This is a genomic window from Micromonospora sp. FIMYZ51 (assembly GCF_038246755.1).
Taxonomy (GTDB): Bacteria; Actinomycetota; Actinomycetes; order Mycobacteriales; family Micromonosporaceae; genus Micromonospora.
The window spans coordinates 3,552,617-3,578,521 of record NZ_CP134706.1 but is presented as its reverse complement, the minus strand read 5'-3'; the positions used below and the strand labels follow the sequence as shown (position 1 = coordinate 3,578,521).

Below are 25,905 nucleotides of genomic sequence, written 5' to 3'. Positions count from 1 at the left end.
GCAACCAGGTCGCGTTACTCCTGGGATGGCCACGACCTGCCGCCGCAGCGATCGGTCGTCCACGGGCGAACGGCCAGCGCAAGCGCCGCGTACCTTGGCCGGATGGCGCCGATCAGCCCCACCCAGCGAGCCCTCTCCCCCGGCGACACCGCCGAATACCTGCATGCTTCGTTCGGCCCCGACCGGCAGGTGGCCGAGTGCGCCCCGCTGGACGGTGGTGGCTTCGCCGCGGTGTGGTGGGCCCGCCTGGACAACGGCCGGGAGGTGGTGCTCAAGGTCGCGCCGCCGCCCACCGCCCGGCTGCTGCGCTACGAGACGGATCTGCTCGCCGCCGAGGCGCGCTACTTCCGGCTGGTCACCGACCATGCGCCGCAGGTGCCGGTGCCGCCGGTGCTGCATCACGGCCGGGATCCGCGCCTCGGCGAGTGGCTGGTCACCGGCCGGCTGCCCGGTCGGGCACTGCCCGACCTGGACGGTGCCGACGATCGCGCCCGCTACGACTTCGGTGCCGCGATGGCCGCCCTGCACGGGATCACCGGCGAACGGTTCGGCTACGACGCCGGGCGTACCGGCGGCAGCACCTGGGCGACGGCGTTCGCGGCGATCATCGAGGATCTGCTCACCGACGCCGCCGACTGGGACGTCACCCTGCCCGCGCCGCCGCAGCGGTTCCGGGCGCTGGTGGCCCGGCACGCCGATCTGCTCGACCAGGTACGCCGGCCGGCCCTGCTGCACTTCGACGGCTGGGACGGCAACGTGCTCGCCGCACCGGACGACAGCGGCGCGTACCGGATGTGTGGGCTGGTCGACGGCGAACGGTTCCTCTACGGCGACCCGGTGTTGGATCTGGTGTCGCCGCTGCTCTTCCGCCGTGCCGAGGACGAGCCGCAGCACCCGTTCCTGCGCGGGTACGCCGACGCCACCGGCACCCCGCTGGTCTTCGACGACGGGGTGCGCCGCCGGTTGGCGCTCTACCGGATGCACCTGCACCTGCTGATGACCGTGGAGATGCCCAGCCGGGGCATCACCCCGGAAAACGATCCGGGCCGGCACACCCTGCTGGCCCAACTGCTGGCACGCGACCTCGCCGACCTGGCCCGGGACTGACCCGCACCGCACCCGCCGGCCGGGCGCGCGGCGCCAGCGCCGGGACGGTGCCGGCCGGGCGCGCGGCACGGGGTGGGGACGGTGTGGCGGGCGCGCGGCGCGGGGGTGGGGACGGTGTGTGGCGAGCGCGCGGCGCGGGGTCAGGACGGCGTGTGACGGGCGATCGGGTTGGTCAGCGCGCCGACGAGTTGCAGCGCGGCGGACGGGTCGGCCAGGTCGACCATCTGCTGGTTGTCGCGCAGTTGCAGCCGGTTGAGGCAGGAGAGCGCGAACTCGGGGGCGAACAGGTCGTAGCGGGCCAGCCGGTCGGCCAGGTGGGGCACCCGGTCGGCGTACTCGGTGGCGCAGTCGGCCACCGCACGCCAGAAGGTCTCCTCGTCGGCCACGCCCTGGTCGGCCAGGAGCGCGCCGAGGAACCGGAAGAAGCAGTCGAAGACGTCGGTGAAGATGGAGAGCAGCTTCATGTCCTCCGGCACCTCGGCCCGGATCCGCTCGACCGCCGGCGGCAGGGACACCTCGGCGCTCATCACCACGATCTCCTCGGCGATGTCCTTGAAGATCACTCGCTCGACGGCGTGGTCGCGCAGCACCAGGATGACGTTCTCACCGTGCGGCATGAACGCCAGGTCGTAGGCGTAGAAGGCGTGCAGCAGCGGGGTGAGGTAGGCGTTCAGGTAGCGGCGCAGCCACTGCGCCGGCGCCAGCCCGGAGGCCGCGATCAACTCGGCGGCGACGCAGCGGCCGTCGGCGTCCACGTGCAGCAGCGACGCCATGGTGGCCAGCCGTTCGCCGGGAGCCAGGCCGGGCACCGGGCTCTCCCGCCAGAGCGCGGCAAGCATCTTGCGGTACGGCGAGTAGCGGTCGGTGGCGGCCTCGTACTGCCGGTGCCGGTAGCCGACGGCGGCCCGCTCCCGGATGATCGTCAGGCCGGTGTGCCGGAACACCTCGTCGGCGCCGATCAGGTCGGCCAACCAGTCGTTGATGGCCGGGGTGGCCGCCATGTACGCCGCGGAGAGCCCCCGCATGAAGCCCATGTTCAGCACGGAGAGCGCGGTCTTGACGTAGTGCCGCGCCGGCTGGCTGACGTTGAAGAAGGTGCGGATGGACTGCTGGGCGAGGTACTCGTCGGGCCCCTCGCCGAGGCAGACCAGCCGGCGGCGGGCCAGCTCACCGGCGAAGGTGACGGCCAGCTTGTGCGACCACTGCCAGGGGTGCACCGGGATGAGGTGGTAGTCGGCCAGGTCCAGGCCGTACCCGGCCATCGTGGCGGCGAAGGCGGCGCGGGTGGCCTCGCTCAGTTCGGCGCGGACCAGCCGGTCGTAGTCCAGGTCGGCGGCGCAACTGAAGGTCGAGTGGTCGCGGTGCGCGGCCACCCAGACCAGCCGCACCGGCCGGGCCGCCTCCGGGGCGTACCTGTGGTACTCGTCGACGCCGAAGCCGAGCCGGCCGTTGTTGGCCACGAAACAGGGATGCCCCTCGGTCATCGAGGTCTCGATGACCTGGAAATCGGCGTCGATCAGCTTCGCCGCGCTCGGCAGCGGACGGTCCAGCTTGTACGCGATGCCGGCCAGGGTGGAGCTGATCTCCTCCAGGTACACCGGCATGATCCGGTCGCTGAGGCCGAGCGCCTCGCGCAGGTCGAGGCAGAGGTCGACGGCGTCCACCGGCAGCGACTCGTCGCCCCGGTGGCGGGTGATGCTGGCCGGGTCGATGTCCCAGTGCTCCAGGGTCCGCACCCGGGCGGTGAACCGGTACCGCACCTGCGGGCAGTCACCGGTGACGGTGTACCACCGCCGGCCGGCGGGATCGGGGTCGGCCGCCGGGGCGTCCGGTTCGGGGGTGAGCAGCCGCTCGTGGGCGAACTCGGCCAGGGCCTTGCACACCAGCCGCCGGTTGGCCTGTTCCCAGGTCTGCGGACGCAGGTGACTGACCAGATCGCGGATGCTCACGCGGATGCTCCTTCGGTGGTCGCGGCCAGGAACTGCGGGCGGGTGCAGATGCTCAACAGGGCGGTCTTCTCCGGCTTGGCGACCGGGCCGACCACCTCGAAGCCGACCGCCGCGTTGAGCGCCTGCACGGCGCGGTTGCGCACGTCCGGCTCGACCACGACGCGATCGGTGCCGGGGTCGGCGAAGAGCCACGACAGCACGGTGGTGATCACGGCGCGGGTGAAGCCGGGCACCCGGACCTCCGGCGGCGCGCAGAGGAAATGCATGCCCACGTCGCCGGGCCGGGCGTCGTACCGGCCGACCAACTCGACGTGGGCCGGGTCGTACCGTTCGGCGAGGAATGCCGGCTCACCGCGCCACAACCCCAGGTAGGCGTCGTGGTGCGGGTGCGCGGCGATGCGCCGGTACTCCTGCGCGACCCGGTCCACGTCGGCGTCCTGCATCAACCAGAACGCCGACCTCGGGTGGGTCACCCACCGGTGCAGCAGCGGCGCGTCGGCGGCCACGTCGAGCGTACGCAGGGCGAACTCGCCGAGCCGTGGATCGGCCCGGGTGTAGATGATCTCGGGTGCCCGCCCGTCGCCCGCCGTGACCCGGCTCATGCGGGCACTCCGAACTCCTGGAACGCGATCGATTTCTCGATCGGGTAGACCTCGCGGCCGAGCAGTTCCCGGATGATCCAGGCGTTGCGGTACGGGCCCATGCCGAGGTCGGGTGAGGTGATGCTGTGGGTGTGGGTGCCGCCGTTCTGGAGGAAGACGCCGCGCCCGGTGACGTCGACGCTGTAGTTGCGGGCGATGTCGAGCCGGCCGTGACCGTCGAAGCGCAGCCGGTGCCGGATCGGGTCCAGGAACGCCGGCACCCGGTAGCGGTAACCGGTGGCCAGCACCAGCCCCTCGGTGGCCAGGGTGAAGTCCCGTTCCTGCTCGACGTGGCGCAGCCCGAGGGTGTGCACGCCGGTGCTCTCGTCGTACGTCACGGCGGTCAGCTCGGTGTTGGTCAGCAGCCGGGTGTCCACCGGGCCGCCGATGCTGTGCGTGTAGAGCAGGTCGAAGATCTCGTTGACCAGGTCGGCGGAGATCCCCTTGAACAGCCCCTTCTGCTCGGCTTCGAGGCGGTAACGGGTGGGTTCCGGCAGCGCGTGGAAGTAGTCCACGTAGTCCGGTGAGGTCATTTCCAGGGTGAGCTTGGTGTACTCCAGCGGGAAGAACCGCGGCGAGCGGGTCACCCAGTTCAGCCGGTAGCCGTACGTGTCGATGTCGGCGAGCAGATCATGGTAGATCTCGGCAGCGCTCTGTCCGCTGCCGACGATGGTGATGCTCCGCTTGGCCTTCAGCGCGTCGCGGTGCGCCAGGTAACGCGAGTTGTGTACGGCGTCGGAGGTCAGGCCGGCGCAGGCGGCGGGCAGGTGCGCCGGGGTGCCGGTGCCGAGCACCAGGTGCCGGGCCCGGTGGGTGACGGTGTGCCCGTCGACGGTGGCGGTGACCGCGTACCGGTCCTCGGCCGGGTCGTACTCGACGGCGGTCACCCGGTGACCGAAGCGCAGGTTGGGCAGCTTCGCGGCGGCCCAGCGGCAGTAGGCGTCGTACTCGGCCCGCAGCGGGAAGAAGCTCTCCCGGATGTAGAAGGGGTAGAGCCGGCCGATCTCCTTCAGGTAGGCGAGGAAGGAGTACGGCGAAGTGGGGTCGGCCAGGGTGACCAGGTCGGCCAGGAACGGGGTCTGCAACCGGGACGACTCCAGCAGCATCCCGGGATGCCAGGAGACGTCGTCGCGGGCCTCCAGGAACAGCCCGTCGAGGTCGGTGAGCGGCGCGGTCAGGCAGGCCAGGCCGAGGTTGTACGGGCCCAGGCCGATCCCGATGAAGTCGTGGCTTTCCATCCGGCCCTCCAGGCTCGGGTCCACCGGCGGCATGCCTCAGCCGACCGGGCAGGTCAGATCGGCGCTGCGCACGGCGGCGTGGGTGTGCGCGTACCGGCCGGCGTGCTCGGCGATCAGGTCGAGCACGTAGGCGATGTCGTCGCGGGTGGTGGCGGGGTTGAGCACGGTGAACTTGAGGTACTGCCGGCCGTCGACCCGGGTGCCGGCGACCACCGCCAGTCCGGAGGCGGCCAGTGCCGCCCGGGCGTGCAGGTTCGCCGCGTCGGTCAACTCCGGGCCGGTCCCGGCCGGCTGCCAGCGGAACACCACGGTGCTCAGTGGCGAGCGGGTGAGCACCTCGAACCGGGGGTCGGCGGCGATCAGCTCCCACGCCTGCGCGGCCCGGTCGCAGACCTCGTCGAAGAGTTCGCCGATGGCGTCCGGCCCCATCACCCGCAGGGTCAGCCAGAGCTTGAGCGCGTCGAAGCGGCGGGTGGTCTGCAAGCTCTTGTCGACCTGGTTGGGAATGCGTTCGGTGACCATCCGGGCCGGGTTCAGGTAGTCGGCGTGCCAGGTGGCGTGCCGCAGCGTACGCCGGTCGCGGACCAGCACCGCGCTGGAGCTGACCGGCTGGAAGAAGGACTTGTGGTAGTCGACGGTCACCGAATCGGCCCGCTCGATGCCGTCGAGCAGGTGCCGGCGGGTCGGCGAGACCAGCAACCCGCAGCCGTACGCGGCGTCCACGTGCAGCCACACGCCGGCGGTGGCGCACACCTCGGCGATCTCGGCGAGCGGGTCGATGGTGCCGAAGTCGGTGGTGCCGGCGGTGGCCACCACCGCCAGCACCGGCAACCCGGCGCGGCGGCAGCGGCTGATCTCGTGCCGGACGGCGCCGGGGCGCATCCGCCGGTCCGGGCCGGTCTGCACCACCACGACCGCGTCCGGTGCCAGGCCGAGCAGCTTGGCTGCCTTCTGCACGCTGAAGTGACCGGCCGCTGAGGTGACGATCCGCAGCCGGGGCAGCAGGATCCGCCGGTCGGTGGGGCTCGCCCCGGCCAGCGCCTCCTCCCGGGCCAACAGCAGGGCGTGCAGGTTGGACTGGGTGCCGCCGCTGGTGAAGACGCCGTCCGCGACCGGGCCGAGGCCGATCCGGTGTGCCGTCCAGTCGATCAGCCGCCGCTCGATCAGGGTGCCGCCGGCACTCTGGTCCCAGGTGTCAAGCGAGGAGTTGACCGCGCTGAGCACCGCCTCGCCGACGAGCGCCGGGATGACCACCGGGCAGTTGAGGTGGGCCAGGTAGCGCGGGTGGTGGAAGAAGACCGCGTCGCGCAGGTACACCTCCTCCAGCTCGTCGAGTGCGGCGGTGGTGTCGGGCAGCGGCCGGTCCAGGTCGATCGCGTCCACGAGCGGGGCCAGTTGGTCCGGGCGTACGCCGGTGAAAGGCCCGGTCACCTCGGCCACCCGCCGGGCCACCCGGTCGACGCCGGCCGCCACGGCCCGGCGGTAGTCCTCGACGGTGCCGTCGTGGAACAGCTGGGCCCGGGCGGTTGTCGGTCCGGTCGGCGAAGTGGTGTGCACCGGCAGGGTCATGGACGTGTCCTCCACGCTCGGCGAATCGGGGGTTTTTCGGGCAGCCGGAACCGCCGGCACGCGGCGGGTGCTGCGGTCGGTGGGGGTGGTGGGGGTGGGCGGCCGGCGGGGTAGCCCACCGGCCGCCCGATGGGTCAGGTCAGCTTCTTCGCGCTCTGGATGGCCTTGGCGAGGTTCTCCAGCAGCGGCGCGGCCCCGGCGTACGAGAAACGGGGCACGGCGTCCCACGGGGTCACCTGGCCGGCCTGCACGGCGGGCAGCTGCTTCCAGGTGGGCTTGGCGGCCAGGTCGGTCGGTTGCAGGGCGGTGCTGCGGTTGTCGAGCAGGATCAGGTCGGCCGGGAACCTGCCGGTGTTCTCCCAGCTGAGCGCCTCGAAGTAGTCGCCGGCTTCGAGTTTGGTGGGTACCACGATGTCGACGCCGAGTTCGGCGAAGTACATCAGGTCGGTGCTGACCTTGGGGTTGGAGACGTAGAACAGGTCGGGGCTGCCGGAGGCGGCCAGCACCTTGATGCCGGGGTTGGCCGCGACGGCCTGGCGGACCGCCTCGGCGGCGGCCTCGAAGCGGGCCTTGGCGTCGGTGACCCTCGGGGCCGACAGGTCGGCGCCGAGGGACTCGGCGAGCTGGGCGTAGCGCTCGATGGGCCGGGTCATCGGCACCCGGGCGGTGGTGATGGTGACCACCGGCGCACGCGGCAGGATCTTGTCCTTGCTCTCGTCCGGCACGTACCAGTAGGCGCCCGGGTCGTACATGTGGGTGACCAGCAGTTCCGGGCGTAGCGCGGCGTACTTCTCGACGCTGAACTCGCCCCAGACGTTGCCGAGGATCTCAACGCTTTCCACGTCCAGGTCACCGGCCTGCGGGTCGGCGCTGCCGTCGGCCTTCTTGGTCTCCCCGAAGACGCCGACCACCTCGCCACCGAGTCCGAAATCGACAAGTGCGGCGGCGGAGCCGGTGAAGGCCACCACCCGGGTCGGGCGGGTGTCGGCAGTGACCGTCTCGGGGCGGTCGTCGGTGAACGACCACGGGCCAGAAGCGTTGTCACTGTTGGGTTTTGCGGCATCGTCCCGGCCGCAGCCGGCGAGCACGGCGGCGAGGGCGGCGGTGCCACCGGCGGCCAGCAGCCCTCGGCGGGAGAGCCGGCGTGCGGAAAGCGGATCAGGCATGGTGTCGTCTTTCGATCAGGGTTGCGGGTGGCCATGGACAGCCGGGGTTAGGCTAACCTAACCTAACCTCCTGTCAAGTACCGCTCGGCGTTTCGCACCACACTGGAGTTCACACTGTCCGTCATCGAGTCACCACCGCCCGAAACGCCGACCCGGTCCACCCCACCCCGTCGACCGCGCCGCGCCGCGTCGCGGGCCGCCGGTCTCGTCGCCGCCGCGCTGGTCCTGGTCGCCGTGGTGGTGCTCAGCGTCGCCGTCGGCGCCAAGCCGATCCCGCTGGCCGAGGTGTGGCCGGCACTCACCGACCCGCACGCCGCCGAGTACGCCGTGGTGCACGAGATGCGGCTGCCCCGCACACTGCTCGGCCTGCTCGCCGGCACCGCGCTCGGGGTGGCCGGCGCGGCGATGCAGGCGTTGACCCGCAACCCGCTCGCCGACCCCGGTCTGCTCGGCATCAACGCGGGCGCCGCCGCCGCGATCGCCACCGCCGCGCTGCTGTTCGGTGTCGGCGGTGGCGCCGGCCAGGTCTGGTTCGCGCTGGCCGGCGCCGCGCTGGTGACCGTCGGTGTGTACGCGGTCGGTGGCGGGCGCACCGCCACCCCGGCCCGGCTGGCGCTGGCCGGTGCGGCACTCAACGCCGCGCTCTACTCCTACGTCAGTGCGGTGATGCTGCTCGACTCGGCCGGCCTGGAGCGGCTGCGGTTCTGGACCGTCGGGTCGCTGGCCAGCGCCGACGACGCCACCGTGCGGCGGGTGCTGCCGTTCATCGCGATCGGGCTGCTGGCCGCACTGGCCGCCGCCCGACCGCTGAACGCGCTGGCCCTCGGCGACGACACCGCGCAGGCGCTGGGTGCCCGCCCGGCGCTGATCCGGGCAGCGGTGATCGTCGCCATCACCCTGCTCTGCGGGGCCGCCACCGCCGCCTGCGGGCCCATCGTCTTCGTCGGGCTGCTGGTGCCGCACCTGGTGCGTACCCTCACCGGGCCGGACCTGCGCTGGCTGGTGCCGTACTGCGCGCTGCTCGCCCCGGTGCTGCTGCTCGGCTCCGACGTGCTCGGCCGGCTGCTGGGCCGGCCGGGCGAGTTGCAGGTGGGGCTGGTCACCGCCGTGCTCGGCGGTCCGCTCTTCCTCTGGCTGGTGACCCGGACCCGGACGGCCCGCCCATGATCGTCATCCGCACCCCGGGCGGCCTCTCGCTCCGGCTGCACCGCCGCTCGGTGCTCGTCGGGGCGACCTGCGCGCTGCTCGCGCTCGCCGTGGCGGTGCTGGCCGTCGGTCACGGCGACTACCCGATGTCGCCGGCCGACGTGCTGCGTACGCTTACCGGCGCCGGCAGCCCCGCCGAGGAGTTCATCGTCACCGAGTTGCGCCTGCCCCGGCTGGTCACCGGGCTGGCCGTCGGTGCCGCGCTCGGCCTGGCCGGCGCGGTGTTCCAGGCCCTGGTCCGCAACCCGCTGGGCAGCCCGGACGTGCTCGGCTTCACCCAGGGCGCGGCGACCGGCGCGCTCGTGGTCGTGGTGGTCGGCGGCAGCAGTGCCGCGCTGGCCGGCGCCGCCGCGCTCGGCGGCATCGGCACCGGTCTGCTGATCTATCTGATCGCCTGGCGGCGGGGTGTGTACGGCTACCGGCTGGTGCTGGTCGGCATCGGCATGTGGGCCATCCTGACCGGCGTCAACGGCTACCTGCTGACCCGCGCGCCGCTGATGGAGGCGGCCCGGGCCGTGCTCTGGCTCACCGGCAGCCTCGACGGTCGGGGCTGGTCGAACGCCGGGCCGCTGCTGGCCCTGCTCGCGGTGGCGGTGCCGGTGCTACTGGCCTGCGCACCGGCGCTGCGGATGACCGAGCTGGGCGACGACGCGGCAAGCGGGCTGGGCGTACCCGTGCCACGGTTGCGGATGCTCCTGCTCGCCGCGGCGGTGCTGCTGGTCTCCCTCTCGGCAGCCGCCGCCGGTCCGGTGTCGTTCGTCGCGCTTACCGCCCCGCACCTGGCCCGGCGGCTGACCCGGGCACCCGGCACCCCGCTGCTGCCGGCCGCGATCATCGGCGCGCTGACCATCGTCGTCGCCGACCAGGTGGCGCTGCGGGCCTTCCCCGGCCAACTGCAGGTCGGCGTGGTGACCGGCGTGCTCGGCGGCGGCTACCTGGTCTGGCTGCTGGCCACCGAACGCCGGGCCGGCCGGCTGTGAACACCGACCGGGCCGGCACGCCCGCCGAGAACACCGACCGGGCCGGCACGCCCGCTGTGAACACCGACCGGGCCGGCGGGCCGGTCCCGCGCACCGACGACGAGAACGGAGCAACCTGCATGCCGACCTCCCGGCTGGCTGGGCGCGGGCTACGGCTCGCCTACGACCGGCGCGTCGTCGCCGACGATCTGACCGTGGCCGTGCCGGACGCCTCCTTCACGGTGATCATCGGCCCGAACGCCTGCGGCAAGTCGACCCTGCTGCGGGCCCTGTCCCGGCTGCTGAAGCCGGCCGCCGGTGCGGTGCTGCTCGACGGCGAGGACATCCAACGCCGGCCGGCCCGGGCGGTGGCCCGTACGCTCGGTCTGCTGCCGCAGTCGCCCACCGCGCCGGACGGCATCGGGGTGGCGGAGCTGGTGGCCCGGGGTCGCTACCCGCACCAGGGCCTGCTGCGCCAGTGGTCCCGCGACGACGAGCGGATCGTGGCCGAGTCGATGGCCGCCACCGGCGTCGCCGATCTCGCCGAACGGCTGGTCGACGAACTCTCCGGCGGCCAACGGCAACGGGTCTGGCTGGCCATGGCGCTGGCCCAGCAGACCCCGCTGCTGTTGCTTGACGAGCCGACGACCTACCTGGACATCGCCCACCAGATCGACCTGCTCGACCTCTGCGCCCGGCTGCACGAGGAGCAGGGCCGCACCCTGGTCGCGGTGCTGCACGACCTCAACCACGCCGCCCGCTACGCCACCCACCTGATCGCCATGCGCGCCGGCCGGGTGGTGGCCGCCGGCAAACCCCGCGAGATCGTCACCGCCGACCTGGTCGAGGAGGTCTTCGGGCTGCCCTGCCGGGTCATCGACGACCCGGAGACCGGCACCCCGCTGGTGGTCCCCGCCGCCCGCGCCCGCACCGCTACGGTGAAGTCGTGAGCGAGCGCCAGCGGTCGGAGCAGCAGCTCGGCGCCCGGCGGTCGCGGGACGCCGCCGGGATCCCGCACCTGCACGCCGCCGACCACGACACGTTGGCCTTCGCCCAGGGGCAGGTCACCGCAGTGGACCGGGCCTGGCAGATCGAGGTGGAACGGCACCGCTCGCAGGGCACCAGCGCGGCCTTCCTCGGCCCCGACGCCCTCGCCTGGGACAGCTTCGCCCGCCGGGTCCGGCTGGACGACACCGCGCGGCGCTGCCACGCCGCCCTCGACCCGGCCACCGCCCGCTGGGTGGGCCGCTACGTCGACGGGGTCAACGCCGGGCTGGCCACCGGCGCGGCGCGGGCACCGGAGTTCGCCGCCACCGGCCTGACCGCCGGGCACTGGCAGCCGTGGACGCCGCTGGCGATCTGGCTCGCCCACCACGTGCTCTTCGCCGGCTTCGGCACCAAGCTCTGGCGTACCCACGTGACGCGGCGGCTCGGCCCGCACGCCGCCCGACTCTTCGCCGCCGAGGGTCAGCACAGCTCGGGCAGCAACGGTTGGCTGATCGCCGCCGAACGCACCGCCGACGGCGCGGCACTGATCGCCGGCGACCCGCACCGGATCATCGAGGCACCCGGCATCTACCAGCAGATCCGGCTGGCCTGCCCGGAGTACGACGTGCTCGGGTTCGCCGTGCCCGGGGTGCCCGGCATCCCGCACTTCGGCCACGCCGGCGAGGTCGCCTGGGCGATCACCAACGCGATGGCGGACTACCAGGACGGGTACGCCGAACGGCTGCGTCGCCGCAACGGCCGGGTCGAGGCGTACGGGCCGCACGGGTGGCGGCCCGCGCACCGGCACGTCGAGATCGTCGAGGTGGCCGGCGCGGACCCGGTCGAGGTCGAGGTGATCGAGACCGAGCGGGGGCCGGTGATCTCCGGCGGCCCGGACGAGCATCCGGACGTCACGGTCAGCCTGCGCCACCCGCCCCGGGTCACCGGCGACCTCGGCTTCGCCGTGCTGCCGGCCCTGCTGCGGGCCCGGACCGTCGCCGACCTCGACGCGGCCCTGGACGGCTGGGTCGAGCCGGTGAACGTGGTGCTCGCCGCCGACACCGCCGGTGGGCTGCTGCACCGGGTCGCCGGCCGGGTGCCGCAGCGCCACCCCGACAACGGGCTGCGGGTGGTGCCCGGCTGGGACGAACGGTACGCGTGGCGCGGCTGGCACCCGATGCCGAAGGCACCTGTCGACCAGGTCGCGGTGATGGCCAACGAACGGGGCATCTCCGCCGCGCTCGGGGTGGAGTTCGCCCCGCCGTACCGCGCCGAGCGGATCCGCGAACTGCTCACCGCCGGCACCGACTGGCGGCCGGAACAGCAGGCAAGCGTGCAGACCGACACCCACCTGGGCTCGGCCGGACCGCTGCTGGACCTGCTCGCCGGGCTGACCGGGCTATCCGCCGGGGCCGCCACGCTGCGCGACCGCCTGCGGCGTTGGGACCGCCGGATGGCCGCCGACAGCGTCGACGCGGCCCGCTTCGCCGACCTGCGCACCGCGATCGTCCGGCGGCTCACCGCCCACCCGACGCTTGCCGTACTTGCCGACGACGCCGGTTATCCGGACGTGTTCGTACCCTGGCTGGCCCTGCCACCCCGGGTCGGGTACGCGCTGACCAGGCTGCTGCACGCCGACCTGGACGGCCTGGACCGCGACGCGCTGCTGCGCGCGGCGCTCGAGGAGGTCGTCGAAGCCGACGACAACCGGCCCTGGGGCGAACGACACCGACTCGCGCCGTGGCGGGCACTGCCCGATCCGGCCGCGCCACCCGGGCCGGAACTCGCCGGTGACCATGACTGCGTGCTCGCCACCGCGAGCGTTCCCGGGGTCACCGACCTGTGCCTGCGTGGTCCGGCCGCCCGCTACGTGTGGGATCTCGGCCAACGGGAGCGCAGCCGGTGGGTGGTGCCGCTCGGCGCCACCGGCTCCGGCGCGCACCGCGACGACCAACTGCCGCTCTGGGTGCGCGGCGAGCTGATCGAGGTGACCTGCGACTGGGGCCGGCTGACCGAGGAGCACGATGACTGAGCGGCACCACCACGAGCGGCGGGTACCCGGCTTCGGGGTGGTCACCTTCCGGCCGGTCGACCCGGACGCCGACGCCGACGTGATCCACGCCTGGGTCAGCCAGGAGCGGGCCCGGTTCTGGGGAATGCGCGACGCCGACCGGGACCGGGTCGCCGAGATCTACCGGTACGTCGACTCGCTGCCCACCCACCACGCGTACCTGACGCTGCGCGACGGCGCGCCGGTGGCGCTGTTCCAGACCTACCAGCCGGAGCACGACCCGGTCGGCAAGTGCTACCCGGTCCGACCCGGCGACCACGGCGGCCACCTGCTGATCGGCCCGCCGGTGCGGCCCGAGCCCGGCTTCACCGGCACCCTGCTCGGCGAGTTCATCGCGTTCGTCTTCACCGACCCCGACCGGCTGCGGCTGGTGATGGAGCCGGACGCGCGCAACGACAAGGCGATCACCCGGCTACGGCGGGCCGGCTTCGTCGACGGCCCGCTGATCGACCTGCCGGACAAGCGGGCCCGGCTGATGTTCCTCGACCGCCCCGCTCACTGCGCCGCGCAACGCTCCGACAGCGCGTAGCGGGTCAGCACCACGTCGCCGATCTGGCGCGCCTCCAACACCCGGGCGCGGCGGCCCGGATGCCACGGGAAGCTGCCCTCGCCGACGAAGCGCGGTGCTCGCCGGTCACCCACGAAGAACGGCGCCACCACCAGGTGCAGCTCGTCGGCGAGCCCGGCACCGAGGAACTGGCTGTGCATCCGCGCACCACCCTCCACCAGCAGCCGGCCCACCCCCCGGTCGGCGAGGTCGGTGAGCACCCGCGACAGGTCGACCGGTTCACCGGCGTCGACCACGGTGGCCCGCTCGCCCAGCCGGTGCCGGGCCTTCTCCACCGACCCACTCGCACAGTAGACGATCCGGTCGGTGTCGCCGACGGTGAAGAACCGGGCCTGCGGGTCCAGGTCGCCGCAGCCGGTGACGGTCACCCGGGTGGGTGACGCCGGCAGTCCCCGGGCCACCCGGTCGGCCCGGCGGCCCTCGCCGCGCACCAGCAGCCGGGGATCGTCGCGGCGGACCGTGCCGGCGCCCACCAGGATCGCGTCGCAGCCGGCCCGGACCGCGTCGACCCGGTCCAGGTCCGCGTCGTTGGAAAGCAGCAACCGCTCCTCGGTCGCGTCGTCGATGTAGCCGTCGATCGAGGTCGCGCAGCTGAGCAGCACGTACGGCCGTGGCGCGGCCGGCGGGCCGGTCACCGGACGAACGGGAGGTCGGCGGTACGGGCGGCGCGGCTGGCCTTCGCCGCGAGATAGTCGGCGTTGGCCGGGGACAGGAACACCCCGGTCGGCACCTGCTCGGTCACGGTCACCCCGAGCCGGCTCAACTGCTCGGTCTTCTCCGGGTTGTTGCTCAGCACGGCGATCGGTCCGACGCCGAGCGCGGCGAGCATCTGCGCGGCGACACTGTAGTCGCGCTCGTCCTCGGCATGACCGAGGGCGACGTTCGCCTCGTAGGTGTCCAGCCCGGCGTCCTGCAACGCGTACGCGTCGAGCTTGGCGTACAGGCCGATGCCGCGACCCTCCTGCCGCAGGTAGAGCAGGTAGCCGCCGACCTCGGCGATGCGCTGGACGGCCTCGCGCAGCTGCGGGCCGCAGTCGCAACGCTGGCTGCCGAACACGTCACCGGTGAGGCACTCGCTGTGCGGGCGGACCAGCGGCACGGTCCCGCTGTTGGGCTCACCGAGCGCGAACGCGATGTGCTCCCGGCCATCGACCAGGTTGTCGAAGGTGAACAGCCGGGCCGTGGTGGCGTAGCCGTCGGGAAACCGCAGCGGCACAGTGACCTGCGTCCGGATGGTGGCGACAGGCAGTGATTCGGACATGGGTCTCCTCGTTAGACGGTGGCGGGTACACGGACACGTCGGGCCAGCAGCACGGCGGCTCCGGGCAGGCTCGCGACGAGCACCAGAGCGCCGTACACCGTCGCGGTCGCCACTCCCTCGGCGGCGGTCAGGCCGGCGGCGGCGAACGCCCACGCGGCCACCCCTTCGCGGGGGCCGAACCCGGCGACGTTTGCCGGCACCCCCATCGCGAGCAGAGCCAGCAGGGTCAGCGGCAGCAGCAGGGTCAGCGGTGCGGTGGAGCCGGCCGTGCGGGCCGCCACGAGAAACGTCGCCAGGTGCCCGGCGACCGCCAACGCGGAGGCGACGAGCACGCCTGCCCAGGTACGCCGGCCGAGCAGCCCGGCGCGCACGTCGGCCACGGCGGTGCCGAGCGCGCGGGTCCACCGCGACGCGCCGGACTCCGGCAGCAGCCAGGCGGCCAGCAGCACCCCGGCCAGCACCGCCACCGCCACCGCGGTCGCCACCGGCAGGTACGGGCGCACCGGTGACGGGAAGGCGAACAGCAGCACGACGGCGACGGCGACCAGGACGACCTGCCCGGCGACCCGTTCCCAGACCACGGCCCGGATGCCGCGGCCGACGTCGCCGGCCTCGCGGCCGTGGCGCACCGCCCGGTGCACGTCGCCGAGGATCCCGCCGGGCAGGGTGGCGTTGAGGAACACCGCCCGGTAGCAGTGCGCGACCGCCTGCGGCAGCGGCAGCCGCACCCCGAGCCCGCCCGCGACCAGGCTCCACCGCCAGGCGGCGCAGACCGTGGTGAGCACGCCGATGGCCAGTGCTGCGGCCAGCGCGGGCGCGTCGATCAGACGTAGCCCGGCCAGGAACGGGCCGGTGCCCAGCCAGTAGACCAGGCCCGCCAGCACCGCGAGCCCGAGGGCGAGCCGGGCCCAGCCCCAGATCGACCGGCCCGGCGGGGCGGTTGCGGGCGTGCTGCCACCAGCTTCATCCCCCATGTGCGCCTCCCGGGCCTGACGATCTTTCCTGACTGTACGCACGTAACCTGCGGGCTGCCGGTTCAACGGGGCATGGCCAGCAGGTCAGCGTGATCCACCAGTACCCCGAGTCGACCACTTTCAGCCTCCCTCAGGCGACGTCGCGCGTATTCGCGGGTGCGGTCGGTCAGCTCGGGACGCTGCTCGCGGGCCGCGTCGAGCCAACCGGTGAACCACTGCACCGCCAGGTCGGCCTGCTCCGGCCCGAGCCGCCACGGGCTGGGTCGCGTCCGCACTGTCCCGCCGTGCCGGGCGAACGCGGCGACGCAGGCGGCCGGGGCGTCCGGGCCGAGCAGCCGCCGCCCGTCGCGGGTGCGGCGCTGGTGGGCGTTGAACGCCGCGGCGACCTCGTCGTCAAGCGGATCGGTCGGGGTCAGCCGCACCGTGCCGGTCACCGAGATCAGAAACAGCGCCGGACAGCCGGCCTCGACGCAGACCGCGACCAGATGCTCCAGTTCCTCGGCGGTCAGCATGTCGAGCAGGGCCGAGGCGGTGACCAGGTGCGCACCGTCGAAGTCGGCGGCGGTCAGCCGGGTCAGGTCGACCTGACGGGTCCGCACCGTCACCGGCGTGCCGTCGGCGGCGCTGGCGGGCCGTGCCGCAGCGGCCCGGGTGAGCAGGTCCGGGTCCTGGTCGTAGAGGGTCCACTGCTGCGGACCGGGCAGCAACGGCGCCAGCCAGCGGCCCAGTGAGCCGGTGCCGGCACCGAGGTCGTGCACGACGAAGGGGCCGTCTCCGGTGAGCGTCGCGCGGACCGTCTCGACCAGTTCGGCCGACCGCGCCGCCACGTCGGCTGGTTCCCGCACCGCGAGCCACTGCGCGAAATCCGGTGGCAGATCGATGCTCACCCCTGTCTCGCTCACCATGCCATCGCCTCCTTGAGCGCCATGCCGATCCGGTTGGTGGTGCTGGTCCAGTCGTCGAGGTCGGCCCGCCGCTGCGCGGCGGCGGCCCGCAGGCGCGTACGCACCGTCGGGTCGTCCCACCACTGCCGCAGCGCGGTGGCCAGGGCCGCTGGGTCCTCGGGCGGCACCAGCACACCGGGTCGGTCGCCGGTCGCGGCGTACCCGAGGGCGTCCGGCACCCCGCCCACGGCGCTGGCCAGCACCGGAATGCCGCGCGCCAGCGCCTCGGTGACCACCATCCCGTACGTCTCCCCCCGGGACGGGTGCACCAGCAGATCGGTGGCGGCGTACGCGGCGGCGAGCCGCTCGCCGGTCAGCGGCCCGGCCAGCCGGACCCGCCCGTCGAGCCGGTGCACGGCGAGCCGATCGCGCAGCCGCTGCACGAACGCCGGATCCCGGTGCAGCGGGCCGACGCAGGTAAGCGTCCAGGCCCGGTCGGTGACGTCGGCAAGCGCCTCGACCAGCACGTCCTGCCCCTTGTGCCAGGCGACGGCGGCGACGCAGAGCAACGCCGAACCGGCCGCCGAACCGACCGCGAGCGGTGCCGGATCCACCCCGGGTGCCGCCACCTGCACCCGGTCGGCGGGCAGCGCGTACCGCCGTAGCAGCCGGTCGCGGGTCCAGACGCTGGTGGCCACGATGGCGGTGGCGGACGCCAGCGCCCGAGCCTCGGTGTCGTCCTCGCGGGGCAGGTGCACCAGGGCGACCAGACGCAGCCGCCGGGCGTGCGCCGCGAGGGCGTCCGGGGTCACCGAGGCGACCAGGCCGTCGACAAGCACCAGCGCGTCGTCGGGCAGGCCGGCGAGCACACCGGCCAGCGCGGCGTGCTCGGTCGGCGACGGCTCGGGCCAGGCACCGGGTACCTGATGCTCCCGCACCGACCAGCCGGCGTCGGCGAGCCCGGCGCAGATTCGCCGGTCGTAGCCGTTGCCGCCGCTTGGCGACGCCGGGTCGTCGATGTCGCCCGGCAGGATCACGTGCAGGACCGGCACGTCAGGCGGTGTCCCCACCGACGCCGAGCGCCCGTTCGTAGCTGGCCCACGCGACGTGCGACTCGTGCAGGGTGACCGTGATCCCGGCCAGCCCCCGGGCACCGGCACCGAGGTTGCCGGCGTGCACCCGGTCGGCGAGCCGGTCGGCGATGGTGCGGGCCAGCACCTCGGTGGTGGTGTTCTGACCGGCGAAGGCGGGTTCGTCGTCGAGGTTGCGGTAGTTCAGCTCGCCGAGCACCGCCTTGAGCTGCTCGGTGGCCAGCCCGATGTCGACCACGATGCCGTCGTCGTCGACGTCGGGCCGGCGGAAGGTGGCGTCGACGACGAACGTCGCGCCGTGCAGCCGCTGCGCCGGGCCGAAGACGTCGCCACGGAAACTGTGGGCAATCATGATGTGGTCACGGACGGTCACGCTGAACACGGATCACTCCCCGTCGTAGGTGATGAGGTGGCACAGCGCGGGCAGGTCGCCCGCGCTCAGTCGGGTGAGCACGTCGGGCAGTTCCACGAACGGCGACCGGCCGGTGATCAGCGCGTCGAACGCCGGATCGGCGAGCAGGTCGAGGGCGAGTGCCATCCGGTCGGCGTAGCTGCGGCTGTCCCGGCGCGCCGGGGCGATTCGGCCCACCTGGCTGCTGCGGATGGTCAGCCGGCCGGAGTGGAAGGCCCCGCCCAGGCAGAGTTGCACGGGTCGGTCGCCGTACCAGCTCAGTTCGAGCAGGGTGCCCTCGGGCGCCAGCAGGTCCAGACCGCGTTGCAGCCCGGCGGCGCTGGCGCTGGCGTGCACCACCAGGTCACGCCCGCCGCTGGCGGCTTCCGGCGCGGCGAAGTCGACGCCGAGTGCGGCGGCCACCTCGGCCCGGGTCGGGTCGCTGTCGACAAGTTCCACCCGGACACCGGGGAAGCGGGCCAGCAGCGCCGCCACCGCGCAGCCGACCATGCCGCCGCCGATGACGCTGACCCGGTCACCGACAAGCGGCGGGGCGTCCCAGAGGGCGTTGACGGCGGTCTCCACCGTGCCGGCCAGCACCGCGCGGGCCGCCGGCACCCGATCCGGTACGACCGTCACCGCCTCGGCCGGCACCACGTACGCGCTCTGGTGCGGATGCAGGCAGAACACCGTCCGCCCGCGCAGCTGCGCCGGCCCCTGCTCGACCTCGCCGACACTGAGGTAGCCGTACTTGACCGGGGCGGGAAAATCGCCATCCTGGAACGGCGCACGCATCGCCGCGTACTGGCTGGGGGGCACGCGACCGGCGAAGACAAGCGTCTCGGTGCCCCGGCTGACCCCCGAGTACCGGGCCCGGACCAGCACCTGGTCGGCCGTCGGCTCGGGCAGCGTCACCGTGCGGATCTCGCCTGCACCAGGCACCCTCACCCAGAAGGCGCGAGCCGTTCGGGTCACCGATATTTCTCCTCACCTGCGTCCGGACCGAACCGATCCGTCGTATTTCCCGTACTTCCCTGACAGGGGTCGTCGATCATAAACACGGAGGCACGGTGTCCACAGTTCGAACCGGTCCGCAACTCGGGCTGATCGTCCAGATCATTCTGCTGGCCGGGCTCGCTGCGACGGTGGGCCTCGGCGCCGTGGGCTGGCTGGCCGGCCTGGCGTACGGCGCCGTGACCTGCCTGGCGCTGCTGCGTGGCCTGCGGCGTGCCGGCGCGGTCCGACTCGGTCCGGCCGACTGGGTCACCATGGGCCGTGGGCTGCTGGTCGGCGCGGTGACCGCGCTGATCGCCGAGGCGCTGGTCACGGGTCGGGCCGCGCCGGTCGTGGTGCTTGTCACGTTGACGGTGGTGGCGCTGGCGCTGGACGCCGTCGACGGCAAGGTGGCCCGGCGCACCGGGACGGTCAGCGCCCTCGGTGCCCGCTTCGACATGGAGGTCGACTCGTTCCTGGTGCTGATGCTGAGCCTCTACGTCGCCCCGTCGGTCGGGCCGTGGGTACTCGCCATCGGCGTCATGCGGTACGCGTTCCTCGTCGCCGGCTGGCTGCTGCCCTGGATGGACGCGCAGTTGCCGCCGCGCTACTGGCGTAAGGTGGTCGCCGCGGTCCAGGGGATCATGCTCGCGGTTGCCGCGTCCCAGGTGCTGCCCGGGCCGCTGACGACGTTGGTGCTGGTGGCGGCGCTCGGCATGCTCGTCGAGTCGTTCGGCCGGGACGTGACCTGGTTGTGGCGGCACCGCGCAGGTCGGCCGGTGCCGGTGCTGGTCGTGCCGTCGGTGCCGTCCGTGCCGACGGTGCCGATCGGCGTGCGGCGTGCCGACCGGCCCGAGGACCGTGACCTGTCGACCGCGCCCGTCCTGTCGCTGCGCTGATCCGGGAGAACCAGTTGTCGATCTCCGAGCAGGCCACGGCCGCTGCCGTCGAGCAGACCTCAGCCGCTGCCGTCGAGCCGGCCACGGCCGCTGCCGTCGAGCAGACCTCAGCCGCTGCCGTCGAGCCGGCCGAGCGGCCGGACACCGCACCGACCGAGGACGCCGCCAGCGGCAGCACCGCGGGCGAGACCGAAGGCACCGCGCAGACCGGCCGGTGGCGGCGGGTGCGGGCCCGGGTGGTCACCGGGCTGGCCGCCGCCCTGGTGCTGGTCGCGCTGACCATGCCCAACCGGCCCTGGCAGATCGAACCCGGCACGTTCCTGCGGATTCCGCTGGAGGCGCTGCTGTTGGTCGCCCTGCTGCTCGCCCTGCCCGGCCGGCCCCGGCGGGTGGTGGCGGCGGTGTCCGGCACACTTGTCGGCCTGGTCGCCGTGGTGAAGGTCGGTGACCTGGGCTTCTACTCCTCGCTGGGCCGCCCGTTCGACCTGGTGCTGGACTGGTCGCTGTTGGACGAGGCGTTCACCTTCCTGGCCGAGTCGATCGGCCGGCCCGGCGCGATCGCCATCGCCGCCGGCCTCGGGCTGGTCCTGCTGGCCGCGCCGGTGCTGACCGCGCTGTCGACGGTGCGGCTGTCCGGGTTGCTGGTCCGGCACCGCACCGGCGCCACCCGGGTCGCCGCCACGCTGGTGCTGGTCTGGGCGCTGCTCGCCACGTTCCAGGCCCGGATCGTGCCCGGCGTGCTGGTGGCCGACAGCAACGCCAGCACCCTGGTCTACGAACACGCAAGCGAGGTACGCGAACGGCTGGCCGACCGGAAGGCGTTCGCCACCGAGGTCGGCGTCGACCCGTTCCGCGACGTGCCCGCCGACCAGTTGCTCACCGGCCTGCGCGGCAAGGACGTGCTCATCGCGTTCGTGGAGAGCTACGGCCGGGACGCCGTCGCCGATCCCGAGTTCGCCTCCGTGCAGCGGGTACTGGACGAGGGCAGCCAGCGGCTGGCGGCGGCCGGTTTCGCCGCCCGCAGCGGGTACCTCACCTCGCCGACGGTGGGCGGCGGCAGTTGGCTCGCGCACGCCACCCTGCTCTCCGGCTTGTGGATCGACAACAACCAGCGCCACAAGAGCCTGCTCGCCAGCGACCGGTTCACCCTCGGTGACGCCTTCGGGCGGGCCGACTGGCGTACGGTCGGGGTGATGCCGGCGGTGAACCAGGCGTGGCCGGAGGGGGCGTTCTACGGCTACCAGCAGTTCTACAGCGGACCCGACCTGGGTTACCAGGGGCCGAAGTTCGCCTTCGCGCCGATGCCCGACCAGTTTGCCCTGCACCAGTTCCACAAGCGCGAACTCGCCGGCCCCCGGGACCGGCCGGTGATGGCCGAGTTGTCGCTGGTCTCCAGCCACTCACCGTGGACCAAGGTGCCCTCGCTTGTGGACTGGGACGACATCGACGACGGCGAGGTGTTCCGGCAGGGCATCATCGGCACCCCGGCGGCCCAGGCGCGCACCGGATACCGGCACTCGATCAGCTACACGCTGCGTACCCTGATCTCCTACGTCGAGACGTACGGCAACGACGACACGGTGCTGATCGTGCTCGGTGACCATCAGCCCGCGCCGGTGGTCACCGGCGACAACCCCAGCCCGGACGTGCCGATCCACCTGCTGGCCAAGGACCCGGCCGTGCTGGACCGGATCGCCGACTGGAACTGGCAGGAGGGCCTCACTCCGGACGCGGCAGCCCCGGTCTGGCCGATGGACGCCTTCCGCGACCGTTTTCTCACCGCCTTCGGTCCCACCCCCGACCGGCCGCAGGCCCAGGGCCGCTGAGTCGATGCGGCGGGTGGGCAGCCCTGAGCCGAGCCGGCGGTAGCTGCGGCTATCGCCGGCTCCACCGCTGGTTGGCCTGACCGTTGCAGGTCCAGAGGACGAGTCGGCTGCCGTTGGCGGTGCCCGCGCCGTTGGCGTCCAGGCATGACCGGACTGTACGCCGATGATGGTGCCGTCGGCGTACAGCTGCCACTGCTGGTTGGTCGCACCGTGGCAGTCGTAGCTGGTGACCCGGGTGCCCGGGGACGTCCCGTAGCCCTCGGCGTCGAGACACTTGTTGCCGTAGCCGGTCAGCGCCCGGCCGGAGGTGTCGGTCCACTGCTGGTTGGCACCGCCGTGGCAGTCCCACAACTGAAGTTGTGGTGGTGGCGGCGTTGGACGCGGTGTTCGGCGGGGTCCGGGCAAAGCTGTGCCGTTGGCGGTGCTGGATCCGATCCTGGCACGTCGAGGCACCTGCCGGACTGGGTGCCGACGATCGCGGTGCTCGCCCCGCCGCCGTTGCCCGGGGTGCCGATGCTGCCGGGCACCGACTGGAGCGGCTGTACCAGACCGCGGCCATCTTGTCGTAGCCGTTGACGGTCGGGTGGAGAGCCGGTTCGGTGCGGTGCTCACGTGGTAGTTCTGCTGGATGTCGTTGGTGCCGATGTGCAGCAGCACAGTCTGCGGCCGTTGGGTGTTCAGCCAGCCGACGATGTTGGCGTCGATCTGGTCGATGCGCCAGCCGGGATGCCCTTGATGATCACGGTCACCGAGGTTGGTCGGCCCGTTGAACTGCGACCCGACGAAGTCCACGGTGTATCTTCCGTTGACCAGGCGTTGCCAGAGACCGATCCGGTAACCGCCCGCCCACCCACCCCCACCCCAGTCAACCTCCTCCTCCCTCCTCCTCCCTCCCCACTCGCGCGATCTTGCACTTTGTGTCCCCGCATAAGCCGCATAAGACACATCTCGGCGACCGAAAGTGCAAGATCGCGGGGGCGGTGGGGGTGGGGGTGGGGGTGGGGAGTTAGGGGTGGGTTTTGGGCTACCAGGATGTCGCGGACTATGGCTTGGTCGACGCGGTGGCTCAGGGCGCGCCAGGGGGGCTGGTCCTGGACGGTCAGGCCGGCGGCGGTCAGGTGTTCGGCGGCGGCTTCGCGGCGGGCCACGTTCGTGTTCCACGAGATGCCGAGAGCGCCGCCGGGGCGCAGCAGCCGTGCCCAGACCGGCACGGCGGCGGCGAGCAGGGCCAGCGGGTCGCGGGCCAGCCCCTGCTCGGCGGTACGGCTGCCGTGCTGCACGCCGTACGGCGCGTCGGCCACCACCAGGTCGACGCTGCCCGGGCGGAAGAACTCGCCGGCCCGGGTGGTGTCGGCGTTGACCACGTCCACCGACTGCACGTCGCCGGCCTTGTGTGCCTCCTTCGAGGCGGCCACCTCCAGCCGCAGCCGGCGGCCGACCACCTTGCGTTCCCGGCGGACCGGGCCGGATTCCAGCACCCGGTGCTTGATCCGCTTACGCTTGAGCCAGGTGGTGAGGAACGCCTGGTACGCCTCGAAGTCCTTGCTGTCGCGGTCCAGGCCGGCGGCGTCGAAGCCGTACATGATCGCCTGGTTGACCGTGGTGCCCCGGCCGCAGAGCGGATCCAGCACCCGGAACCGCCGGGTCAGCAGGTCACCGGCCCAGTCCGAGGCGAGCAGGGTCACGTTGAGCAGCAGTTTGGTGAACTGCTCGTTGGTCTTGCCCGGGTACTTCTGAATGGTGATCAGGTCGTCGTCGAAGCGGTCCAGCCGGGTAAGCGGCACCGGGCGCAGCAGGTCGCCGACAAACTCGAACAACGCGTACGCGCTGGAGAGGTTGCCCAGCAGCGCGGTGTCCCGCTCACTCAGCCCGCCGTCGACGTCGAACGTGACGTAGCGGACCCCGCCGACGGTGCTGGTCTGCACCGCGCCGACCCGCCCGTCCAGCACCGTGGCACCGAAGATTTCCAGCTCCGCCCGGGTCAACTCGACGGCGGCACCGGCGTACACCCGGTTGGCCGAAGGCAGGATCAACATTCCATACCGCTTCACGACGAGCCACTATCGCACGCCGTCGGACCCCTCCCGCACGCGCCCAACCGCGCGGGAGGGGTCCGACCGGTCTCAGGCGGGCAGGCCGCCGACCTGGGTGTTGATCCAGGAGCGGATCGAGGGAAGGTCGCCGTAGATGGACGGGGCGGTGGCGCAGGTGGAGCTGTTGTTGCCGGCGCGGCTCGTCGCGCCGATCACGTTCCACGCTCCGTTGATCCGACGCACCTGCGGGCCGCCGGAGTCGCCGTAGCAGGCACCGGAGTTGCCGTTGGTGTTGTTGGTGCAGATCTCGTACGGGCCGTTGATGCCGAGGCATCGGCTGTCCGCCACGATCGAGGTGTCCAGTTCGTTCGCGACGGTGGGCGCGGAGCCGCAGCCACGGGGGGCGCAGGTCTGGCCCCAGCCGATGATCCGGGTGGCGGTGCCGACCGCACCCGACGAGGTCGGGATCGGGGCAGGTGCGTAGCTGACCGAGCTGGACAGCTGGAACAGCTTGACGTCGATGCTGGGATGGTTGACTGCCCGGCTCACCCCGACCACGGTGCCGCCGCTGCTGCGGTTGGTGCTGCCCACCCGCACCGACGACGGGGTCGAGCAGTGCTTGGCGGTGACCACCCAGTTGGCCTTGATCAGCGTACCGGTGCAGCCGGAGGTGTAGACCAGCCACGGGTAGTTCTCGGTGGCCGGTCGGCCGCCGACGACGAACGTCCCGACGTCACCGTCGACGGTCCAGGTGTACGTCCCGGCGACGCTGGCGGCGCTGCGGCTGCCGGCGAAGAGTTGGTTGACCCGGCTGGCCTCGGCCGAGCTGGGATAGGCGTTGGTGCAGGAGACCGGGGCGCTGCTGCCGGACATCAGGTCGGAGCAGAGCCCGGTACGCCGGTCCGGCAGCCCGAGGATGTGACCGAACTCGTGGGTGGCGATCCGGGTGCGGTGGTAGCCCTGGTTGACCGCCTCCCAGCCCATCCAGATCCGGCCGGAGCCCAACCCGGTGACCTGTGCCCGGGGCCAGCCGTTGTCGACCAGGATTGTGACGTTTGCCGGGCTGCCCGCCACCAGCCGGACGTTGCTCACCCGGCTGTTCCAGATCTGGGCGGCCTGGTCGAAGTTGGTCCGGAACTCACCGGCCCGGCTGGCGTCGTAGTAGACCGTGCGGGCTGCCGCGGCTCCGCTGGCGGTCACCACCTGTACCCCGGTCGCCGCCAGCACCGCCGCCAGCGTGGCGGTGGCCAGGCGCAGCAGTCTTCGTCGGATCATCACGCACTCCCCTGCGGACTTCGCGGCGCACCGACACGCCGCGATTGATGTGCGTGAATATTAATATGTCATCTTCCGTCGGCGTCATCACGGAAGTGTCATACCACCGAGTCCTGTTACCCGGGTGTTACGACCCGGTGAGGTTGCGGTTGCCGACCGTGCCGAGGCTGGATCCGACAAGGTCCAGCGCCGAGCCGGCCGAGCTGGCGAGCCCGGCCAGGCGGAGCGGAGAGGAGACGACGATGAGGATCAACCGGACCATCGCGGCCCTGGTCGTGGCGGTCAGCGCACTGCTCGCCGGGACCGCCGCCGCCGCGCCGGGCACGGCGGCGGCGGACGCGCCGTACTGCGGGATCACCTGGGGCAGCGCGGACAAGACGGCCGGGACGCTTAGCGCAGCGCCCCTGATCGCGGTACGCACCGGCCGACACGACTGTCACGACCGGGTGGTCTTCGAGTTCGCCGGCCCGGTCACCGGCTACTCGGTCGGCTACGGCGAGACGTACACCGACGGCGAAGGGCTGGCACTGTCGCCGTACACCGCGGGCGGCGCGTTGCTGCGGGTCTCGCTGCGTGCGCCCGCGTACGACGACAGGCACGTCGCCACCGTGCCGTACCGGGTCGGTGACCACGTGGCCAACGTGCTGCGCCAGCAGACGCTGCGCGACGTGGTGTTCGGGGGCAGCTTCGAGGGCTACACCACATTCGCCGTCGGCGTACGGGCCCGGCTGCCGTTCCAGGTCTTCGTCCTGCCCGGACCGGGCACGCACAGCCGGATCGTGCTCGACGTGGCGCACCAGTGGTAGTGGCCCACTAA

22 protein-coding genes and 3 pseudogenes are annotated in these 25,905 nt (G+C 72.8%); 9 read left to right on the top strand and 16 right to left on the bottom strand.

The window, feature by feature from the left end; translation table 11 throughout:
- Positions 1 to 102: 102 nt before the first annotated feature.
- On the top strand, positions 103 to 1,107 hold the full coding sequence (locus QQG74_RS16240) for an aminoglycoside phosphotransferase family protein (protein ID WP_341715610.1): 1,005 nt from the start codon (positions 103 to 105) through the stop codon (positions 1,105 to 1,107).
- Between the two features lie 140 nt (positions 1,108 to 1,247).
- Here QQG74_RS16240 and QQG74_RS16235 read toward each other — a convergent pair whose 3' ends face one another.
- From QQG74_RS16235 to QQG74_RS16215, 5 genes are all read right to left on the bottom strand, one after another.
- The gene (locus QQG74_RS16235) at positions 1,248 to 3,056 is read right to left on the bottom strand and encodes an IucA/IucC family siderophore biosynthesis protein (RefSeq protein WP_341715609.1); all 1,809 of its coding nucleotides are present in this window, start codon (positions 3,054 to 3,056) and stop codon (positions 1,248 to 1,250) included.
- Entirely contained in the window at positions 3,053 to 3,658 is a 606-nt protein-coding gene (locus tag QQG74_RS16230; protein ID WP_341715608.1) for a GNAT family N-acetyltransferase, read from the bottom strand. The genes QQG74_RS16235 and QQG74_RS16230 overlap by 4 nt, the downstream gene beginning before the upstream one ends.
- Positions 3,655 to 4,935, bottom strand: coding sequence for a SidA/IucD/PvdA family monooxygenase (locus QQG74_RS16225; protein ID WP_341715607.1), 1,281 nt, complete (start codon positions 4,933 to 4,935; stop codon positions 3,655 to 3,657). Before QQG74_RS16225 ends, QQG74_RS16230 begins: the two co-directional genes overlap by 4 nt.
- Positions 4,936 to 4,971: 36 nt before the next feature.
- Complete coding sequence (locus QQG74_RS16220; protein ID WP_341715606.1) at positions 4,972 to 6,504, bottom strand: aspartate aminotransferase family protein; 1,533 nt, start codon at positions 6,502 to 6,504, stop codon at positions 4,972 to 4,974.
- A gap of 134 nt (positions 6,505 to 6,638) precedes the next feature.
- Positions 6,639 to 7,670 carry an ABC transporter substrate-binding protein gene (locus QQG74_RS16215; RefSeq protein ID WP_341715605.1) on the bottom strand — a complete coding sequence of 344 codons (1,032 nt, stop codon included), beginning with the start codon at positions 7,668 to 7,670 and terminating at the stop codon, positions 6,639 to 6,641.
- A 123-nt stretch (positions 7,671 to 7,793) separates the two neighbouring features.
- Between QQG74_RS16215 and QQG74_RS16210 the strand changes: the two genes are divergently transcribed.
- From QQG74_RS16210 to QQG74_RS16190, 5 genes are all read left to right on the top strand, one after another.
- Positions 7,794 to 8,837 carry an iron chelate uptake ABC transporter family permease subunit gene (locus QQG74_RS16210; protein ID WP_341721249.1) on the top strand — a complete coding sequence of 348 codons (1,044 nt, stop codon included), beginning with the start codon at positions 7,794 to 7,796 and terminating at the stop codon, positions 8,835 to 8,837.
- Complete coding sequence (locus QQG74_RS16205) at positions 8,834 to 9,856, top strand: iron chelate uptake ABC transporter family permease subunit (protein ID WP_341715604.1); 1,023 nt, start codon at positions 8,834 to 8,836, stop codon at positions 9,854 to 9,856. The genes QQG74_RS16210 and QQG74_RS16205 overlap by 4 nt, the downstream gene beginning before the upstream one ends.
- Positions 9,857 to 9,975: 119 nt before the next feature.
- Positions 9,976 to 10,785 (top strand): ABC transporter ATP-binding protein, encoded by an 810-nt coding sequence (locus QQG74_RS16200; RefSeq protein ID WP_341721248.1) that lies wholly within the window; start codon positions 9,976 to 9,978, stop codon positions 10,783 to 10,785.
- Positions 10,782 to 12,854, top strand: a complete 2,073-nt coding sequence (locus QQG74_RS16195) for a penicillin acylase family protein (RefSeq protein ID WP_341715603.1) — start codon at positions 10,782 to 10,784, stop codon at positions 12,852 to 12,854. The genes QQG74_RS16200 and QQG74_RS16195 overlap by 4 nt, the downstream gene beginning before the upstream one ends.
- On the top strand, positions 12,847 to 13,422 hold the full coding sequence (locus QQG74_RS16190) for a GNAT family N-acetyltransferase (RefSeq protein ID WP_341715602.1): 576 nt from the start codon (positions 12,847 to 12,849) through the stop codon (positions 13,420 to 13,422). Before QQG74_RS16195 ends, QQG74_RS16190 begins: the two co-directional genes overlap by 8 nt.
- On the opposite strand, the gene QQG74_RS16185 is transcribed toward QQG74_RS16190, so the two are convergent.
- The 7 genes from QQG74_RS16185 to QQG74_RS16155 all read right to left on the bottom strand — a co-directional run bounded on the left by QQG74_RS16185 (position 13,389) and on the right by QQG74_RS16155 (position 19,037).
- Positions 13,389 to 14,096 (bottom strand): dihydrofolate reductase family protein, encoded by a 708-nt coding sequence (locus QQG74_RS16185; RefSeq protein WP_341715601.1) that lies wholly within the window; start codon positions 14,094 to 14,096, stop codon positions 13,389 to 13,391. The genes QQG74_RS16190 and QQG74_RS16185 overlap by 34 nt on opposite strands.
- The gene (gene ribA, locus QQG74_RS16180; protein WP_341715600.1) at positions 14,093 to 14,722 is read right to left on the bottom strand and encodes a GTP cyclohydrolase II; all 630 of its coding nucleotides are present in this window, start codon (positions 14,720 to 14,722) and stop codon (positions 14,093 to 14,095) included. The genes QQG74_RS16185 and ribA overlap by 4 nt, the downstream gene beginning before the upstream one ends.
- An 11-nt stretch (positions 14,723 to 14,733) precedes the next feature.
- A complete protein-coding gene (locus QQG74_RS16175; protein ID WP_341715599.1) occupies positions 14,734 to 15,696 on the bottom strand; it encodes a lysylphosphatidylglycerol synthase domain-containing protein in 963 nt (320 codons plus the stop codon).
- Positions 15,697 to 15,758: 62 nt separating this feature from the next.
- Complete coding sequence (locus tag QQG74_RS16170; protein ID WP_341715598.1) at positions 15,759 to 16,601, bottom strand: class I SAM-dependent methyltransferase; 843 nt, start codon at positions 16,599 to 16,601, stop codon at positions 15,759 to 15,761.
- Positions 16,595 to 17,632, bottom strand: a complete 1,038-nt coding sequence (locus tag QQG74_RS16165) for a glycosyltransferase family 4 protein (protein WP_341715597.1) — start codon at positions 17,630 to 17,632, stop codon at positions 16,595 to 16,597. Before QQG74_RS16165 ends, QQG74_RS16170 begins: the two co-directional genes overlap by 7 nt.
- Before the next feature lies 1 nt (position 17,633).
- Positions 17,634 to 18,053 (bottom strand): 6-carboxytetrahydropterin synthase, encoded by a 420-nt coding sequence (locus tag QQG74_RS16160; RefSeq protein WP_341715596.1) that lies wholly within the window; start codon positions 18,051 to 18,053, stop codon positions 17,634 to 17,636.
- 3 nt (positions 18,054 to 18,056) lie between these two features.
- A complete protein-coding gene (locus QQG74_RS16155) occupies positions 18,057 to 19,037 on the bottom strand; it encodes a zinc-binding alcohol dehydrogenase (protein WP_341715595.1) in 981 nt (326 codons plus the stop codon).
- A gap of 95 nt (positions 19,038 to 19,132) precedes the next feature.
- Between QQG74_RS16155 and QQG74_RS16150 the strand changes: the two are divergent.
- Together QQG74_RS16150 and QQG74_RS16145 are read left to right on the top strand one after the other, a co-directional pair.
- Positions 19,133 to 19,837 (top strand): annotated as a pseudogene (locus QQG74_RS16150) (CDP-alcohol phosphatidyltransferase family protein); the annotation flags it as partial.
- 365 nt (positions 19,838 to 20,202) lie between these two features.
- Positions 20,203 to 21,780, top strand: a pseudogene (locus tag QQG74_RS16145) (CDP-alcohol phosphatidyltransferase); the annotation flags it as partial.
- Positions 21,781 to 21,829: 49 nt separating this feature from the next.
- On the opposite strand, the pseudogene QQG74_RS16140 reads toward QQG74_RS16145, so the two are convergent.
- The 4 genes and pseudogenes from QQG74_RS16140 to QQG74_RS16125 form a co-directional block, all read right to left on the bottom strand.
- A pseudogene (locus tag QQG74_RS16140) lies at positions 21,830 to 22,256 on the bottom strand (ricin-type beta-trefoil lectin domain protein); the annotation flags it as partial.
- A 201-nt stretch (positions 22,257 to 22,457) separates the two neighbouring features.
- Positions 22,458 to 23,831 carry an SAM-dependent methyltransferase gene (locus tag QQG74_RS16135; protein ID WP_341715594.1) on the bottom strand — a complete coding sequence of 458 codons (1,374 nt, stop codon included), beginning with the start codon at positions 23,829 to 23,831 and terminating at the stop codon, positions 22,458 to 22,460.
- A 72-nt stretch (positions 23,832 to 23,903) separates the two neighbouring features.
- On the bottom strand, positions 23,904 to 25,088 hold the full coding sequence (locus tag QQG74_RS16130; RefSeq protein ID WP_341715593.1) for a snapalysin family zinc-dependent metalloprotease: 1,185 nt from the start codon (positions 25,086 to 25,088) through the stop codon (positions 23,904 to 23,906).
- A 127-nt stretch (positions 25,089 to 25,215) separates the two neighbouring features.
- Positions 25,216 to 25,350 carry a hypothetical protein gene (locus QQG74_RS16125; protein WP_341715592.1) on the bottom strand — a complete coding sequence of 45 codons (135 nt, stop codon included), beginning with the start codon at positions 25,348 to 25,350 and terminating at the stop codon, positions 25,216 to 25,218.
- Here QQG74_RS16125 and QQG74_RS16120 point away from each other — a divergent pair.
- Entirely contained in the window at positions 25,331 to 25,894 is a 564-nt protein-coding gene (locus QQG74_RS16120) for a hypothetical protein (RefSeq protein ID WP_341715591.1), read from the top strand. The genes QQG74_RS16125 and QQG74_RS16120 overlap by 20 nt on opposite strands.
- The last annotated feature ends 11 nt before the right edge of the window (positions 25,895 to 25,905 follow it).

Bases quoted from the DNA above. Each gene is read 5' to 3' on its own strand.
- QQG74_RS16200 (WP_341721248.1), top strand. From the start codon at position 9,976: ATGCCGACCTCCCGGCTGGCTGGGCGCGGGCTACGGCTCGCCTACGAC.
- QQG74_RS16220 (WP_341715606.1), bottom strand. From the start codon at position 6,504: ATGACCCTGCCGGTGCACACCACTTCGCCGACCGGACCGACAACCGCC.
- ribA (WP_341715600.1), bottom strand. From the start codon at position 14,722: ATGTCCGAATCACTGCCTGTCGCCACCATCCGGACGCAGGTCACTGTG.
- QQG74_RS16130 (WP_341715593.1), bottom strand. From the start codon at position 25,088: ATGATCCGACGAAGACTGCTGCGCCTGGCCACCGCCACGCTGGCGGCG.
- QQG74_RS16170 (WP_341715598.1), bottom strand. From the start codon at position 16,601: ATGGTGAGCGAGACAGGGGTGAGCATCGATCTGCCACCGGATTTCGCG.
- QQG74_RS16240 (WP_341715610.1), top strand. From the start codon at position 103: ATGGCGCCGATCAGCCCCACCCAGCGAGCCCTCTCCCCCGGCGACACC.
- QQG74_RS16205 (WP_341715604.1), top strand. From the start codon at position 8,834: ATGATCGTCATCCGCACCCCGGGCGGCCTCTCGCTCCGGCTGCACCGC.
- QQG74_RS16120 (WP_341715591.1), top strand. From the start codon at position 25,331: ATGAGGATCAACCGGACCATCGCGGCCCTGGTCGTGGCGGTCAGCGCA.
- QQG74_RS16230 (WP_341715608.1), bottom strand. From the start codon at position 3,658: ATGAGCCGGGTCACGGCGGGCGACGGGCGGGCACCCGAGATCATCTAC.
- QQG74_RS16190 (WP_341715602.1), top strand. From the start codon at position 12,847: ATGACTGAGCGGCACCACCACGAGCGGCGGGTACCCGGCTTCGGGGTG.
- QQG74_RS16175 (WP_341715599.1), bottom strand. From the start codon at position 15,696: ATGGGGGATGAAGCTGGTGGCAGCACGCCCGCAACCGCCCCGCCGGGC.
- QQG74_RS16225 (WP_341715607.1), bottom strand. From the start codon at position 4,935: ATGGAAAGCCACGACTTCATCGGGATCGGCCTGGGCCCGTACAACCTC.
- QQG74_RS16125 (WP_341715592.1), bottom strand. From the start codon at position 25,350: ATGGTCCGGTTGATCCTCATCGTCGTCTCCTCTCCGCTCCGCCTGGCC.
- QQG74_RS16215 (WP_341715605.1), bottom strand. From the start codon at position 7,670: ATGCCTGATCCGCTTTCCGCACGCCGGCTCTCCCGCCGAGGGCTGCTG.